This window comes from Rhodococcus sp. IEGM 1408 (genome assembly GCF_033142235.1).
In the GTDB taxonomy this organism is placed as follows: domain Bacteria; phylum Actinomycetota; class Actinomycetes; order Mycobacteriales; family Mycobacteriaceae; genus Dietzia.
Genome location: NZ_JAWLRW010000005.1, coordinates 68607 through 83996, shown reverse-complemented (window position 1 = coordinate 83996; position 15390 = coordinate 68607). Strand labels below are relative to the sequence as shown.

At 73.2% G+C, this 15390-nt stretch carries 13 protein-coding genes; 5 read left to right on the top strand and 8 right to left on the bottom strand.

Annotation, left to right across the window (positions count from 1 at the left end; genetic code table 11):
- Positions 1–7 precede the first annotated feature (7 nt).
- Genes R4P08_RS09655 through R4P08_RS09635 form a run of 5 tightly spaced genes read left to right on the top strand, consistent with a single transcriptional unit; the run spans position 8 to position 7770 of the window.
- Entirely contained in the window at positions 8–1453 is a 1446-nt protein-coding gene (locus R4P08_RS09655) for an amidohydrolase family protein (protein WP_317813600.1), read from the top strand.
- Positions 1450–2832, top strand: coding sequence for an 8-oxoguanine deaminase (locus R4P08_RS09650; RefSeq protein ID WP_317813599.1), 1383 nt, complete (start codon positions 1450–1452; stop codon positions 2830–2832). Before R4P08_RS09655 ends, R4P08_RS09650 begins: the two co-directional genes overlap by 4 nt.
- Positions 2833–2837: 5 nt before the next feature.
- The gene (locus R4P08_RS09645) at positions 2838–3722 is read left to right on the top strand and encodes an FAD binding domain-containing protein (protein ID WP_317813598.1); all 885 of its coding nucleotides are present in this window, start codon (positions 2838–2840) and stop codon (positions 3720–3722) included.
- Positions 3719–6403 (top strand): molybdopterin-dependent oxidoreductase, encoded by a 2685-nt coding sequence (locus R4P08_RS09640; protein ID WP_317813596.1) that lies wholly within the window; start codon positions 3719–3721, stop codon positions 6401–6403. Before R4P08_RS09645 ends, R4P08_RS09640 begins: the two co-directional genes overlap by 4 nt.
- Positions 6400–7770, top strand: a complete 1371-nt coding sequence (locus tag R4P08_RS09635) for an amidohydrolase family protein (RefSeq protein ID WP_317813595.1) — start codon at positions 6400–6402, stop codon at positions 7768–7770. The genes R4P08_RS09640 and R4P08_RS09635 overlap by 4 nt, the downstream gene beginning before the upstream one ends.
- Positions 7771–7849: 79 nt before the next feature.
- Here the strand turns inward: R4P08_RS09635 and uraH are convergent, their stop codons facing one another.
- From uraH to R4P08_RS09595, 8 genes are all read right to left on the bottom strand, one after another.
- Positions 7850–8173 carry a hydroxyisourate hydrolase gene (gene uraH, locus R4P08_RS09630; protein WP_317813594.1) on the bottom strand — a complete coding sequence of 108 codons (324 nt, stop codon included), beginning with the start codon at positions 8171–8173 and terminating at the stop codon, positions 7850–7852.
- Positions 8173–8709 carry a 2-oxo-4-hydroxy-4-carboxy-5-ureidoimidazoline decarboxylase gene (locus R4P08_RS09625; RefSeq protein WP_317813593.1) on the bottom strand — a complete coding sequence of 179 codons (537 nt, stop codon included), beginning with the start codon at positions 8707–8709 and terminating at the stop codon, positions 8173–8175. The genes uraH and R4P08_RS09625 overlap by 1 nt, the downstream gene beginning before the upstream one ends.
- Before the next feature lie 50 nt (positions 8710–8759).
- Positions 8760–10370, bottom strand: a complete 1611-nt coding sequence (locus R4P08_RS09620; protein ID WP_317813592.1) for a GMC family oxidoreductase — start codon at positions 10368–10370, stop codon at positions 8760–8762.
- Positions 10370–10984, bottom strand: coding sequence for a thiamine pyrophosphate-dependent enzyme (locus R4P08_RS09615; protein ID WP_317813591.1), 615 nt, complete (start codon positions 10982–10984; stop codon positions 10370–10372). Before R4P08_RS09615 ends, R4P08_RS09620 begins: the two co-directional genes overlap by 1 nt.
- Positions 10985–11037: 53 nt before the next feature.
- On the bottom strand, positions 11038–11538 hold the full coding sequence (locus tag R4P08_RS09610; RefSeq protein ID WP_317813590.1) for a thiamine pyrophosphate-binding protein: 501 nt from the start codon (positions 11536–11538) through the stop codon (positions 11038–11040).
- 121 nt (positions 11539–11659) lie between these two features.
- Entirely contained in the window at positions 11660–13168 is a 1509-nt protein-coding gene (locus R4P08_RS09605; protein ID WP_317813589.1) for an aldehyde dehydrogenase family protein, read from the bottom strand.
- Positions 13169–13236: 68 nt separating this feature from the next.
- Positions 13237–14613, bottom strand: a complete 1377-nt coding sequence (locus R4P08_RS09600; protein ID WP_317813588.1) for an amidohydrolase — start codon at positions 14611–14613, stop codon at positions 13237–13239.
- Between the two features lie 109 nt (positions 14614–14722).
- The gene (locus R4P08_RS09595) at positions 14723–15319 is read right to left on the bottom strand and encodes a helix-turn-helix domain-containing protein (protein ID WP_317813587.1); all 597 of its coding nucleotides are present in this window, start codon (positions 15317–15319) and stop codon (positions 14723–14725) included.
- Positions 15320–15390 lie beyond the last annotated feature (71 nt).

Below are 15390 nucleotides of genomic sequence, written 5' to 3'. Positions count from 1 at the left end.
AGAACCCATGATCACCTTCACCGACGCCCTGGTCCTCCCGGTCGCGGCCGACCCGGCCGCCCCGCGCTGGTTCCACGGCTGGGTCCACGTGGACAGTCGCGGCATCATCGCGGATCTCGGGCCCGGCGACCCGCCCCCGGGACTGCCGGGCACCGTCCACGACCTCGGCGGGGCGATGCTCGCGCCCGGGTTCGTCTCCGCCCACAGCCACCTGTTCACCGCCGGCATGCGCGGGATCGCACCGGACTCCACGCTGTACGACTGGGTGAGCCGCATGGGCGAGATGTTGGTCGGCGCCACCGCGGAGGACCTGTACTGGCTCACCCTCGCCGGCAGCCTGGACTTCCTGCGCAACGGCGTGACCAGCGCCTACAACTTCACCCAGAGCCGGGTGGTGGCGGTGTTCGACCACTCGACCTCGACGCTGGTAGCCGAGCGCGTCCACGACGTGGACTTCCTCACCCGCCAGGTCGACGCCCAGGCAGACTCCGGACTGCGCTGCGTCACCTCGATCCGGCTGGACGACGAGCAGCTGCCCGAGCAGGACTCCTTCGACGCCTTCGCCCACGTCACCGCCCACCGGCTCGCCACCGTGCCGGCCGCACTCGACCTGGGCGGGTCGGTCTTCGGCTCGGTGCAGTGGTCGTCCTCGCCGGTCACCGCCGAGCGCGAGCGGGAGATGATGGCCCGCCACGCGGTGGGCAACCAGGCCCACTTCGTGGAGACCGCCGAGCACCTGGAGGTCCAGCGGGCCAAGTTCGACTGGTACGACCACGCCGGGGTGCTGGGTCCGGACTTCTCCTTCGGGCACTTCGTCCACCCCACCGAGCACATGGTCCGCCGGGTCGCCGCCACGGACACCGCCGTGATCTGGCAGGCCACCTCCAACGGGCGACTGGGCTCGGGCATCGCCGACATCACCGGGTACCGCGACGCGGGCATCCGGATCGGCATGGGGCTCGACGACCAGTCCTGCACCGACGTCTCCGACCCGTTCCAGAACATGCGGATCGGCCTGTACACCCAGCGCGCCGCCCGATCGGATGCCACCATCCTCAGCGCTGACGAGGTGTTGCGGATGCACACCCTCGGCGGCGCGCAGGCCCTCGGCATCTCGGACCGGGTGGGGTCGATCGAGGTGGGCAGGCACGCGGACCTCGTCGTCGTCGACCCCACCAGGCCCGCCACCGGTCCGATCTGGGACCCGGTCGCCACCTACGTCCTGGCCTGCTCGCTGCGGAACCTCACCCACGTCTACGTGGGCGGCCGGCTGGTCGCGGAGGGCGCGCGGTCGCTGCACCCGCTGGCGGACGAGGCCGACGCCCAGCTCGCCGAACGGATGATCCGCTCCGCGGGCGCCCGCGGATTCGTGCCCGCCTACCAGCGGCCCGGCTCGCTCACCCGCACCGCACAGCCCACCACCCCCACCTCCCTGATCGGAACCCGCTCATGACCCCGTCCCGTCCCGTGTTGATCGAGAACTGCGCCGTGGTGACCATGGACGGCCCGGGTGCCGCCGGCGCCGAGTACGCGGACGGGCACGTGCTGCTGGTGGGCGGGCGGATCGCGGCGGTCGGCCCGGGCCGGTGCGATGCGTCGCTGGTGCCCGAGGGCGTCGAGCGGGTGGACGGCTCGGGCTGCGTGGCCACCCCGGGCCTGGTCAACACCCATCACCACCTGTACCAGTGGCTCACCCGCGGCCTGGCCGTCGACTCGACCCTGTTCGAGTGGCTCACCACGCTCTACCCGGTGTGGGCGGGGATCGACGCCGACGATGTGCGCACCGCTGCGCTGGGCGGGCTCTCTCACCTGGCGCTCGGCGGGTGCACGACCACCACGGACCACCACTACGTGGTGCCGGCGGACGCCGGGGACGTCTTTGCCGCCGAGATCGAGGCGGCCGCGGCCGTCGGGCTGCGGTTCCACCCGACCCGCGGGTCGATGGACCTCGGACGCCGCGACGGCGGGCTGCCGCCGGACTCGGTGGTGGAGACGACCGACGCGATCCTGGCCGGCACCGCCGACGTGATCGACCGCTTCCACGACCCCGCCTCCGACTCCATGTGCCGCATCGCGGTGGCCCCGTGCTCGCCGTTCTCGGTGACCAGCGAGCTGATGCGTACCAGTGCGGAGCTGGCCCGCGAGCGGGGCGTGCGACTGCACACCCACCTGGCCGAGACCGACGACGAAGAGGTGTTCTGCCGCGAGCGCTTCGGCAGCACGCCCATGGAGTACATGGAGTCGGTGGGCTGGGTCGGCCCCGACGTGTGGTTCGCCCACTCCATCCACCTGGACGATGCCGCGATCGCCGCGATGGCCGCCGGCGGCATGTCCGCCGCGCACTGCCCGGTCTCGAACTGCCGCGTGGGCGCCGGGATCGCGCGGGTGCCGGCGATGCTCGCCGCCGGGATCCCTGTGGGGCTGGGCGTCGACGGGTCGGCGAGCAACGAGTCGGGAGTGCTGTGGGAGGAGATGCACACCGGGCTGCTGCTGGCTCGCGGGGTCGGCGGCCCGCGCGCGATGGACGTGCGCACCGCGCTGCGGATGGCCACCGTCGGCGGGGCGACCGCGCTGGGCCGCGACGGCGAGATCGGGCGGCTCGCGCCCGGATACCTGGCCGACGTCGCGCTCTGGCGACTGGACGCCCCGACCCACACGGCGATCGACGACCCGGTGGCCGCGCTGGTCCTCGGCTCGCGGCCGCCGATGGCGGGGGTGTGGGTCCAGGGCCGCCGCGTGGTGGACTCCGACCGGGTCGTGACCGTGGACGCCGAGGCCGTCTCCCGCGACGTGGTGGCCGCCCGGCGTCGGTTGCTCGCGAAGGCGGGGTGAAGGCGGTGGACCTGGTGACGGTCACCGAGCTGCATCGTCCGCGGGAACGCGCCGACGTGCACGCCGCGCTGTTGGGCGGGGCGACCCCGCTGGCCGGCGGGACCGCCCTGCACGGCGAGCGGCACGAACACCTCTCCGGGCTGGTGGACCTGCTCGACCTGGGCTGGCCGGACGTGGAGGCGCTGGACGACGGTGTCGAGGGTGGTGCCGGCCTGCGGGTGGGCGCCACCGCGACCCTGCGGACCGTTCTGGACCACCCGCTCACCGCGCCGATCCGACCGTTCCTGCACGACGCGTTCTCGTGCCTGCTGGCCTCGTGGAAGATCTGGTCGCGCGGCACCTGGGGCGGCAACCTGTGCGCGGCGCTCCCGGCCGGCGCCGGGACCGCCGCCGCGTGCACCCTGGGCGCGGTCGCCGAGATCTGGACCCCAGGCGGCAGCACCCGGATGCTCCCGGCGACCGGGTTCGTCACCGGGCCCGGGACCACCGCGTTGGCCCCCGGCGAGGTGTTGCGCGCCCTGCGGATCCCCGCGTCGAGCCTGCGGGCGCGGTACGCGGTGCGCCGGCATTCGCTGGTGCCCAGCGGGCGCTCCGGGTCGCTGGTCACGGGGCGGCTGGACCGGGATGGCCGGCTCACCCTCGTCGTCACGGCGGCCGTGCCCGCGCCCGAGGTGCTGGTGTGGGACCGCCCGCCCACCCCGGCCGAGGCCGCCGAGGCCGTGCGCGCGCTGCCGCACTGGTACTCCGACCCGCAGGGCGACCCGCGCTGGCGCCGCCACGTCGCGGGCGTGGCCGCCGCGGCCGTGGTGGAGGAGCTCGTGGGGGAGCTCGTCGGGGAACCGGCGGACGAGGTCAGTCCCGGGTCTCACGGACGGAAGGAGTCACGATGAGAGTCGTCATCGACGGACAGGACGTCCAGCTCGACCCACGTCCGGGCCAGTGCCTGCGGACGCTGCTGCGCGAGTCCGGGGTGCACGCGGTCAAGAAGGGCTGCGACACCGGGGACTGCGGGGCGTGCACCGTGCTGCTCGACGGCGTCCCCACCCACTCCTGCGTGCTGCCCGCGCACCGCGCGGACGGCGCCGAGATCCGCACCGCTGCGGGTGTCCCGGCGCGGGTCCCCGAGGCGTTCGCCGCGGCCGCCGGGTTCCAGTGCGGGTACTGCACGCCCGGAATGGTCACCACGGTCACCGGGCTGGATCGGGCGCCGTGCGCCCGCGACGGCCGGCCGGCTGCTCGGGTGGCCGCGATGAAGGGCAACCTGTGCCGTTGCACCGGCTACCGCGCCATCGAGGACGGGATCGACGGCGCAGTGTGCGCCCACCGCTCGGGCCGGATCGGCGACCCGGTGGCGGCGCCCGCCAGCGACCGGGTGGTCCGCGGCCGCGAGCCCTACACGCTGGACACCGACCTCACCGGCTGCGCCCACCTGGCGGTGCTGCACTCCCCGCACGCCCACGCGCGCATCACCTCGATCGACGCGAGCCGGGCGCTGGCGATGAAGGGTGTGGTCGCGGTCCTGACCCACCACGACGACCCCGGCGTCCCGTTCTCCGCGGCCCGCCACCAGAACCGCTCCGATGACCCCGACGACACCCGCGTGCTCGACCAGGTGATCCGCTATCGCGGACAGCGGGTGGCCGCGGTGGTGGCCGAGACCGTGGCGATCGCCCGGCGGGCCTGCCTGGAGATCGACGTGGAGTACGAGGTGCTGGAACCGGTCCTCGAACCCGAGGCCGCCCGCGCGCCCGGCGCCCCGCTGCTCCACTCGGGCGCCGGGGCCGACTCGCGCATCGCCGACCCGTCGCGCAACGTGGTGGCGCAGTTCCACGCCGAGCACGGCGACCTCGCCGCCGGGATCGCCGCGGCCGCGCACGTCGTGGAGGGCACGTGGAGCACCGCGCGCGTGCAGCACGCCCACCTTGAGACGCATGCGGTGATCGCCCGCCTGATCGATGGGGGACCGGGCGGCGGCGGACCGGGCCAGGGAGGTTCGGCGGGTGGCGGCTTGGGTGACGGCGGCACCATCGACGTCCGGTCCTCCACCCAGGTGCCGTTCCTGGTCCGCGACGAGCTGGCGCATGTGTTCGGCCTGGACCGCGACGACGTGCGCGTCCACGCCGCCCGGGTGGGCGGCGGGTTCGGCGGCAAGCAGGAGATGATCGTCGAGGATCTGGCCGTGCTCGCCGCGCTGCGGACCGGCCGGGACGTGGTGTGGGAGCTCAGCCGTGAGGAGCAGTTCACCTCCGCCACCATGCGTCACCCGTTCCGGGTGTCGGTCACCGCGGCCTGCGACGCCGACGGCTGCCTCACCGCGCTCGCGCTGGACGTGCTCTCGGACGCCGGCGCCTACGGCGGACACTCGACCGGCGTGATGTTCCACTCGGTCACCGAGTCCATGGAGCTGTACCGCAGCCCCGCCAAGCGCGTCGACGCCGAATCCGTCTACACCACCACCGTGCCCTCGGGGGCGTTCCGTGGATACGGGCTGGGCGAGGTCGAGTTCGCGCTGGAGAGTGCGCTCGACGAGCTCGCGGACCGCGCCGGACTGGACCCACTCGAACTCCGCAGGCGCAACGTGGTCCGACCCGGCGACCCGCTGATCAGCGCCGCGGGCGTGGACGACGAGCTGTCGCTGTCCTCCTACGGCCTCGACCAGTGCCTGGACCACGTCGAGCAGGCCCTGGCCTCCGGTCGCGGCGACCAGGCACCGGACGGCTGGCTCGAGGGCCGCGGCGTGGCGCTGTGCATGATCGCCACCACCCCGCCCGGCGGCCACCACGGCTCCGCCCGGGTGGAGGTGGCCGCCGACGGCACCGTCCACGCCTACGTGGGCACCGCGGAGTTCGGCAACGGCACCGCCACCGTGCACACCCAGATCGTCGCCGAGGTGCTGGGCGTGGCGTCGGACGCGGTGGTGCTGCACGCCGCCGACACCGACCTGCTCGCCCACGACACCGGGGCGTTCGGCTCGGCGGGCACGGTGGTCGGCGGCCGCGCACTGCACCGCGCGGCGACCCGGGTCGCCGCGCTGCTGGAGGCGGGCGCCTACCTCCCGGTCTCGGCGGAGGGCTCGACCGACGGGCTGCGGCGCCAGGCCGCGTTCACCGTGCAGGGTGTGCGCGTGGCCGTCTGCCCCGACACCGGAACCGTGCGGGTCCTGCAGAGCGTGAACGCCGTGGACGCCGGGCGGGTGCTCAACCCGCAGCAGCTGCGCGGGCAGATCGAGGGCGGGGTCGCCCAGGCGCTCGGCGCGGCGCTGTACGAGCAGGTGCTGCACGACGACGCCGGCGCCGTCACCAACGCCACCTTCCGCCACTACCACCCGCCGCGCATGGGGGACGTCCCGCGCACCGAGGTGTTCTTCGCCGACACCGTCGAGTCCCAGGGCGTCCTGGGCGCCAAGTCGATGTCCGAGGCCCCGTACTGCCCGGTCGCGGCGGCCGTGGGGATCGCGGTGGCCCGCGCCACCGGGGTCCGCCAGGAGTCGATCCCGCTCACGCCCGACAAGGTCTGGCTGCGGAGCTTCGCCGGGGCCGAGGCCCCGACCAGGGTCGGAGCGCGGGCATGAGCGGTTCCGTGCTGCGCGTGACCGGCGCGTCGGCGGTGTGGTCGCCGGGGTGGGAGGAGTCGACGGTGACGTCGACGACCTCGCTGACCTGTGTGGACGGCGAGGTTGTGGAGAGAGGCGAGCCGACGACGACGACGAGCCCCGCCCTCGAGACCCTGGACGCCCGCGGCGGGGTCATCACCCCGGGCCTGGTTAACGCCCACCACCACCTCCTGCAGAGCGCCTTCCGGACCCTGCCCGGGACGCGGGGTGTGGCGATGGCCGAGTGGCTGGGCGTGATGCGCGCGGCGTACGCGAGCGCGCCGGTCGACCCCGAGCTGGTGTTCACCGCCGCCCGGGTGGCACTGGCGGAGTCGCTGCTGTGCGGCGTGACCACCGTCGGCGATCACCACCTGACCTGGCCTGCGGGACTGGATCCGGTGCAGGTCGCCGGCGCCGCCTTCGGCGCGGCGGAGTCGGTGGGCGCCAGGCTGGCGTTCGTGCGCGGTACCGCCGGGGACGACCCGGACGCGGCCGCCGACTCGGTCGAGGCGATCGTGGCCGCGCACCTGCCGGACGCCGGCGCGCGCGGTGCAGGTGTGCGCGGAGCAGGCGCACGCGGCGCCGGCGGCGTCAGCGCGGACGGATTCCGGCAGCTCGCCGTGGGGCCGTCCGGGGTGCACGCCGACGGACCCGAGACGTTCGCCGCGCTGCGCGAGGTCGCGGCGCGGCACGGCCTGCGGCGCCGGACCCAGTCCAACGAGCAGGTGGACGTGGAGCGCGCGGCCCGCGACTACGGCCGGCGCCCGCTGCACCTGCTGGACGAGTGGGGCTGGCTCCAACCCGACGTGACCCTGGCGCACCTGTGCGACGTCACTCCGGACGAGGTGGCGCTGCTCGCCCGCCGGGGCGTGACCGCGACCCACGCGCCGGCGTGCGATCTGCCGATGGGCTGGGGGATCGCCCCCGTCGCGGCCCTGCTGGACGCCGGGGTGCGCGTGGGCCTGGGCACCTCCGGCGGCGGCAGTAACGACGCCGGACACCTGCTGGCCGACGCGCGCCTGGCGATGCAGGTGGCGCCGCTGGTCGGCCGGCCCCTCGACGCGCTCGAGGTGCTGACCATGGCCACCGCCGGTTCCGCCGACGGCTTGGGTCGCCCCGAGCTCGGCCGGCTCGACCCGGGGTGCGCGGCCGACCTGGTGGTGTGGGACGTCTCCGGGGTCGCCGACGCCGGGGTGGCCGACCCTGTCCGCGGGCTGCTGTGGGCCTCGCCCGGGCGGCGACCGCGACACGTGGTGGTGGGCGGCCGCGTGGTGGTCCGGGACTACGAGTTGGTCACCGCCGATGAGTACGTGATCGCCACCGAGCTGCGTCGTATAGCGCCCTGACCTGCGGTGCCCTGCGCGGCCCGTTCAGGGCACCGCAGGTCAGAGGACCAGACGTCAGTGGGCCGGGCCGCCTCGCGCGTCAGGACCCGCGGTAGGTGCTGTAGCCGAACGGCGAGAGGATGAGCGGGACGTGGTGGTGCGCCGCCGGGTCGGTGACCTGGAAGCACACCACCGCCTCGGGGTAGAAGCCGGTCTCGCCGCGCGCCAGCTGGTACGCGCCGGTGTCGAAGGTCATGCGGTAGACCCCGGCCGGGACCGCGACGAGGTTCAGCTCCGGGCCACGGCCGTCTGCGTCTGTGACGCCCGAGGCGATGACGCTGCCGGAGTCGTTGGCGAGCGAATACGCAAGACCGATCGCGGGGGAGCCGGCGGCGGTGTCCAACACGTGGGTGCTGATCGACATCAGAGTGTTCCGCTCTCGAGTAGGTGGTCCAGGCGCAGTGCATTGATGCGGGCCAGGTGCTCGCGGGTGGCGGCGAGGTCCTGCTTAGGAGTGAGGGCCAGTCGGCGGCGGACCTCGGCGAGGACCTGTTCGGCGGTCAGGCCCGTCGCGCAGACCAGGAAGCCGTGGCCGAAGTGCTCGGCGTAGCGCTGCTGGCCCTCGGCCAGGCGGCGGGCGGTGTCGGCGTCCGCGCGGGCGGCCGCACTCTGCTCGCGGGCCGATGCGGTGCTCACCGGCCCGCTCGTCCCGATCGGAGGGTGTGCGTCGACGGCCGCGATCACCTCGTCGTCGTCCTGACATGCCAGTACGTCCCTCGCGGTGGTGTGCAGGGCCTCCACGGTGGGGAACGGGCGCGCGTCGACGATCGCGCGCGCCCATGCGGCGGAGCCGGACAGGTCGGTCAGGACGGGCGTCAGCCGACCCGCGTCGGCGGCGTTCAGTCCGTCCAGGCCCGCGGCCGGTGGGTGGGCGTCGTGGGTCGTGCGGGTCTCGGTCATCGGTTCCGTCCATGGAGCGTCGGGTCGGGATGGGCGCCGTGCAGGCGACTCTATGTGCAGGTGGCGAGCAGCTCGGCCGCTCGTTCGGCGATCGCGATGGTCGGGGCCTGGGTGTTGCACGTGGGGATGGACGGCATCACGGAGGCGTCGGCGACCCACAGGCCCTCGAGGCCCCGGACCCGCAGGTCAGGGTCCACCACGGCCAGCTCGTCGGTGCCGATCCTGGCGGTTCCCGAGCAGTGGAAGAACGAACCGATGTTCTCCCGCACGAACCGGGTCCTGGCGGCGGTGTCCGATCCCGCCGCGGGCGTGAGCGGGCCCTCCGCCAGGTCGGCGTAGGCCGAGGTCGCGACGAGGTCCTGCACCGCGTCCACGGCCTCGACCATCGCCGCCAGGTCGGTGGGGTCGGCGAGGTAGTTGGGGTGGAAGTCCGCCGGGACGGTGGGGTCGGCGGAGCGGACCCGCACCCAGCCGACACTGCGCGACCGGTACAGCCCCGGCACCAGGGCGAACACCCGGTTCCCGGACAGGTCGTGCGCGGCGTGGAGGGCCTCGTCGCCGCGCGAGCCGTGCGCCACGACGGCGTGCAGGTCCGGCCCGTCCTCGGCGTACGAGCTGCGCCAGTTGACCATCGTTCCGCCGCCGTTGCCGATCACCGGACCGAGGTCGGCGCGGGCGCGGAAGTTCATCCCCAGGATGAGCGGGTGGTCCTGGAAGTTCTCGCCCACCCCGGGCAGCGGGTGGGTCACGGTGATGCCCGCGGCGGCCAGACGGTCCGGGTCGCCGATTCCCGACAGCTGGAGCAGACGCGGGGTGTCCAGGGCTCCGGCCGCGAGGACCACCTGATCGGCCAGGGTGTCCACGAGCTCGCCGTGGGCACGCGTGCCGGGGCCACGGTCGCCTTGGACACGGTCGCCCTGAACACGGTGCCGCACCCCGGTCACCCGGGTGCCCGACATCAGCACCGCGTGGACCGGGGAGTCGACGACGACGTCCAGGTTCGGCCGGTCCAGCGCCGGTTCGAGGTAGCCGCGGGCGGCGCTCCACCGTTCGAACCCGCCGTCGGCGCCCTCGATGGCGTTGTAGTCGGCGTAGACCGCGCCCTCGTTGGACGCCGCGTTGGCGTCGTCCAGCACCGGCAGGCCGCGCTCGGCCGCGGCGTCGAGCAGGGCGTGCGCGATGGGGTGCACCTGCGCAAGCGGGGCGACGCGCATCGGGCCGTCCAGGCCGCGGTGGGCCGGGTCCCCGCCGGGGCGGGATTCCGAGCGGCGGAAGTAGGGCAGCAGGTCGTCGTAGCCCCAGCCGGTCGCGCCGGCCCGCTCCCAGGCGTCGTAGTCGGCGCGGTGGCCCCGGTACCAGAGCATGGCGTTTGTCGACGACGAGCCGCCCAGCACCCGGCCGCGGGGCATCGCGATCGAACGCCCGAGGACGTGCTCGGTGGGCCGCGACCGGTAGCCGTGGTCGTACCGCCCGCCGATCAGCGCGTCCCAGTGCGCGGCGTCGAGGACCTCGCGCAGTCCCCGGTGGTCGGGGCCGGCCTCGAGGAGCAGCACCCGCCGGTCGGGGTCCTCGGTGAGGCGGGCGGCCAACACGCAGCCGGCCGCGCCGCCGCCCACCACGATCGTGTCGTAGTGCGCCGAGGGCGCGCGGACGACCGGCATCAGTTGTGCTCGCTCGGACCCATGATGGAGATGCCCTCGGTGGCCTCCACGTGGCGGACGAAGATGTACTTGTCCTCGCGTCCGTCCGAGTGCTTGCGACGGATCCCCGGCTCCAGGATCCCGTCGGTCTTGGCCACCACCAGGTAGGGCCCGGTGGCGGCGAGACCGGCCGCGCAGTGGGCGTCGAACTCCTCGAGCGTCTGCGCGGTGAAGGCGTTGTCGATCCCCGCGCCCCGGGCGATCGCCGAGAGGTCCACCCGGCCGGCGGCGGTGTGGGTCCGGGGGCCGCCGATCGACTGGTACTGCTCGTTGTCCCAGACCACGATGAACAGGTTCTCCGGCTGCTCGTTGGCGACCGTGGCCAGGGCGCCGAGGTTGAACAGCAGCCCGCCGTCGGTGTCGAGGGAGACGATCCGGCGGTGGGGCAGGCCCGCCGCCAGCCCGAGCGCCTCCGGGGTGACGCAGCCGAGTTGCTGCTGGAACAGGCTCGCCTCGCGCATGTGCGGGGCGGCGTTGTACCACTCGTCGACCGCCCCGCCCAGGGAGAGGATGACCAGTTCGGTCTCCAGTCGCGCGCCGAGCAGCTTCATCGCTTCGAAACGGGAGTAGCTCACAGGCTTTCCTTTCTGACCGCGGTTAGGGTCGCGGTTCTGGTCAACGGGCCCGGTCATCGGACCAGGTCTCCGGCCAGGACGATCGCGGTGTGGTGATAGGAGGCGTAGGCGGTGTCGTAGGCGCGGACGATCGCGGTCTCGATCTCCTCGACGTCGCGCACGATGGTGTACGGGGTCCGCAGGGTCTGGAGCAGCGGTTCCATGGTCACCCCGTGCGGAATGGCCCACCAGTTGTTCTCGCCCATCTCGCCGCGGTAGCTCATGATCATCACCACGGGGATCCCGGCGCCCAGCCCCAGGCGGGCCAGGTGCTCGGTCGCGGCGCGGAGGCCGGAGTTCTCCATGACCAGCACCGCGCGTTTGCCGGAGAGGAAGACCCCTCCGGCTAGGGCCGCGCCCTCGCCCTCGTTGGTGACCGGGATGGTGCGGATGTCGGGGTCCGCGTCCAGGGCCGGGTACAGCTCTTTCAGCAGTGAGTCGGGCAGGTAGGTGGCGATGCTCACCCCGGCCTTCTTCAGACCGGCCAGTACGGCCTCGACGGCGTCGGCTCTCATGGGTGTGTTCCCTTCTGGTGGGTATCCGCGCTGCGGGTGGCGGGCGGGAGGTGGTCGGTCGGGTGGTGGTCGGTGTGGCGGTGGTCGGTGTGGTGGCCGGCAGGGTTATCGGTTCGGCGGGTCACACCAGCGCCACCACGGTCTTGGTCTCCAGGTAGTTCTCGAGCCCCTGCGCGCCGTTCTCATAGCCCCAGCCCGACTCCTTGTGGCCGCCCTTGGGCAGCTCCGGGCCGAGGAAGGAGTGGCAGTTCACCCACACCGTTCCGGCCTGGATCCGGGCGGCGAGGCGGTGCGCGTGGCTCAGGCCCTCGGTCCAGACGCTCGCGGCCAGGCCGTACTGCGAGTCGTTGGCCCAGCCGATCACCTCGTCGACGTCGTCGAACGGGGTGACCACCGCGACGGGGCCGAAGACCTCCTCGCGCATGAGCCGCATGTCGGCGCGCACGTCGGTCACCACCGTGGGGGAGTAGAAGGTCCCGGCGGGCCCGGTGAGCTCGCCGCCGCTGACCACCGTCGCCCCGTCGGCCCGCCCCTCCTCGATGAACGCGGCCACCCGCTGGGCCTGGGTCTGGCTGACCAGCGGGCCCAGGTCCGCTCCGGCGTCGAGTCCGTGCCCGAGGCGGAGTCGCTCCCCGAAGGCGGCCATGCCGTCCACGACGTCCCGGTACACCGAGCGGTGGGCGTACACGCGGGCACTGGCCACGCAGACCTGGCCGCCGTTGTCGAAGATCCCGCGGGCGATGCCCTCGACAGCGGCACCCAGGTCGGCGTCGGGCATCACCAGGGCGGGGGACTTGCCGCCGAGCTCGAGGGTGCACCGCTTGAGATCGGCGGCGGCGGTCCGCACCAGCTGCTTGCCGACGGCGGTGGAGCCGGTGAACGCGATCTTGTCCACCCCGGGGTGCTCGGCGAGGGCCTGGCCGGTCTCGGCGCCGAGGCCGGTGACGATGTTGACCACGCCGTCCGGCACGCCCGCCTCCTGGAGTAGCCGGCCCAGGTACAGGGCGGTCAACGAGGTGTTCTCGGCGGGTTTGAGGACGACCGTGCAGCCGGCGGCCAGCGCGGGGGCCAGCTTCATGGCCGCCATGATCAGCGGGGAGTTCCACGGGACGATCGCCGCCACCACCCCGACGGGTTCCCGGCGGGTGTAGGCGAGCACCTGCTTGCCCGGAGGGGTGCGGCTCAGCGAGGTGGGGATGGTCTGGCCGAGGATCCTGGTGGGCCAGCCCGCGTAGTAGCGGAACTGGTTGATCGCCGCCGGGACCTCACCGAAGCGGGAGGTCCGCAGGTTCTTGCCCTGATCGAGGGTCTCCAGCTCGGCGAGGTCGTCCAGGTGCTCCTGCATCAGGTCGGCGATCCGCCACAGCAGCGCGCCGCGGTCCGCCGGGGTCATCGTGGCCCACTCGCCGCCGAGTGCGGCGCGGGCGGCGGTGACCGCGCGGTCGATGTCGGCCGGGTCGGCTCTGGCGATGTCGGCCAGGTGGGCGCCTGTCGCGGGGTCCACCGTGGGCAGGGTCTGGCCGCCAACGGGCTCCAGCCAGCGTCCGTCGATGAGCAGACGCCCCGGATCAGCGGAGAGGAAGCGGCCGATGCGCTCGCGATAGGCGATGGCCGGGATCTGGATGGTCATGGTGATCCTCGTGTCTGGTGAGAGGGGAGGTGCGCGTGAGTTCCGGGACGGGCGGGGCGGGGCCGGGTTCAGCCGTGGAACAGCCCGTCCGGGTCCTGGTTGGCCTCGAGCCAGGCGGATCGCCGCTCGAACAGGTCGGGGACCAGGGACCGCACACGGTCGATGAGCTCGGGCAGGTCGGCGTTGACCAGCCGGCCGTCCCGGACCACGATCTCGCCGGCGACCATCGTCAGGTCGACGTCGGAGCCGCGGACGGCGTGGACGAGGTTGTGGTGGATGTTGGGGTACGCGCCCTCGGGGAGCAGCGGCGTCATGCGTGGGGTGTCGGTGCGCACGGCGATCAGGTCGGCCGCTCGGCCCACCGTGAGTGCGCCGAACTCGTGGCCCCGGCCGATCGCCGCCGCGCCGCCGCGGGTGGCCATCTTCAGGACCTGCCAGGAGTCCATGGCGGCGGCGTCCATCGTGCGGAGCTTGCCCAGGAGCGAGGCGACCTTCATCTCCTCGAACATGTCGAGGTTGTTGTTCTCCTTCTCGCCGTCGGTGCCGAGCCCTACGTTGACGCCGGCCGCCAGCATGTCGGCCACCGGGGCCATCCCGCTGGCCAGCTTCATGTTGGACACGGGATTGTGGGACACGCCCACGCCCCGGTCGGCGATCACTTCGATCTCGGCCTGGTCCAGCCACACCGCGTGCGCGATGAGTGCACGGGGGGCGTCGAAGAAGCCCAGCTCGTCGAGCGCGAACATCGGCCGGCAGCCGTACGCGGACAGGAAGTCCGCGATCTCGATCTCGGACTCGCTGCAGTGCGTGTAGATGCCGGTGTCGTAGTCCTTGGCCATGGCGATCGCGCGCTGCTGGCCCGCGGCGTCGGCGTAGAACGGATGCTCGAGCCCGACCCACGGCATGATGCGGCCGTCGGCCGCGCCCGTCCACTCGCGGAGCATCTGCTCGTTCTGGTCCAGGGTGTCGAAGTAGTCGAAGTCGGGGTGCTCGCCCACGTAGTTGACGGTGACCAGGCGGTTGCCGAGGGTCGAGGCCGCGCGGGCGGCGCCGTCCATGTAGCGCCACATGTCGACGACGGTGGTGGTGCCCGAGAGCAGGCCCTCGGCGTAGCACAGCCAGGCGGCGGCTTCGGCCTCCTCCGGGCGGAGCACCCGGTGCATCGGGTCGATGTGCAGCCGCAGCCACTCCCACACCGGGAGGTGCTCGGCGGTGCCCCGCAGCATCCCCGAGTGATGGTGCGCGTTGACCAGCCCGGGCATGATCAGCCGGTCCGGCAGGTCGACCCGTTCGGCGTCGGGGTGGGCGAGCGCGAGCTCGTCCGGGTTGCCGATCGCGGTGATCACTCCGCCCTCCACCAGCACGGCGGAGTCCTGCAGGATCGTGAGCTCGTCGTCCATGGTGACGACCAGGTCGGGCACGAGAAGGCGGGCGGGATGCGGCATCGGTGACTCTCTTCTGTCGGCTGAAACCGATAGTAGGAGTCAATCATTTATTGCATGTGCCAATATTATTACGGCGGTGTTGCGCTTCCGGCGAGCCCGGAGGGGTGTCTCAGCGGTCGCTCGCGTACACGAGGATGATGCGGACCGGATCGTCCCCGACCACCGACCACCTGTTGCGCACTCCGCCGGGATGGGTCAGCGCATCCCCGGGCCCCAACTCCCAGGAGCCCCCGCCGTCGAGGTCCACCGCGATGGTGCCGTCGATGACGTAGACGCTCAGCTCGCCGTCGGACTCGAACCAGTCACCCAGATACTGTCCCGGCTCGATCCGGTACTCCTGGACGTTCGCCAGGCCCGTGGAGATGACCCGCGTGGTACCGGCGTTCTCCTTCTCGCTGATCGGCACCCAGGTGGCATCAACGGCGCGGGCGAGGTGGACGGGCGCGGGGTCCGGGTCGGCGGGCAGGAGTTCCGCGGGGGAGATCCCGAGCACCTTGGCGATCCGGTAGAGCGTCGCCAGCGACGGCATGGTCTGGCCGGCCTCGATCTGGCTGAGGAAGGGCTGGCTCATCTCCGCCGACGCGGCGAGCGCGCGCATGGAGAGTTTGCTGGCGGTCCGTGCCTCGCGGATCGACCGGCCGAGGGACGCGCTGATGTGGGGCTCGACCGGCGAGTGGCCGGCGCCGCGGCGAGTGGAGTTGGGCACGCGTCGACGATAACCGAGCGCCATGCGGCCCGGGGAGACGAAACGCGCCCGTAACCCGATAGATCCTTACT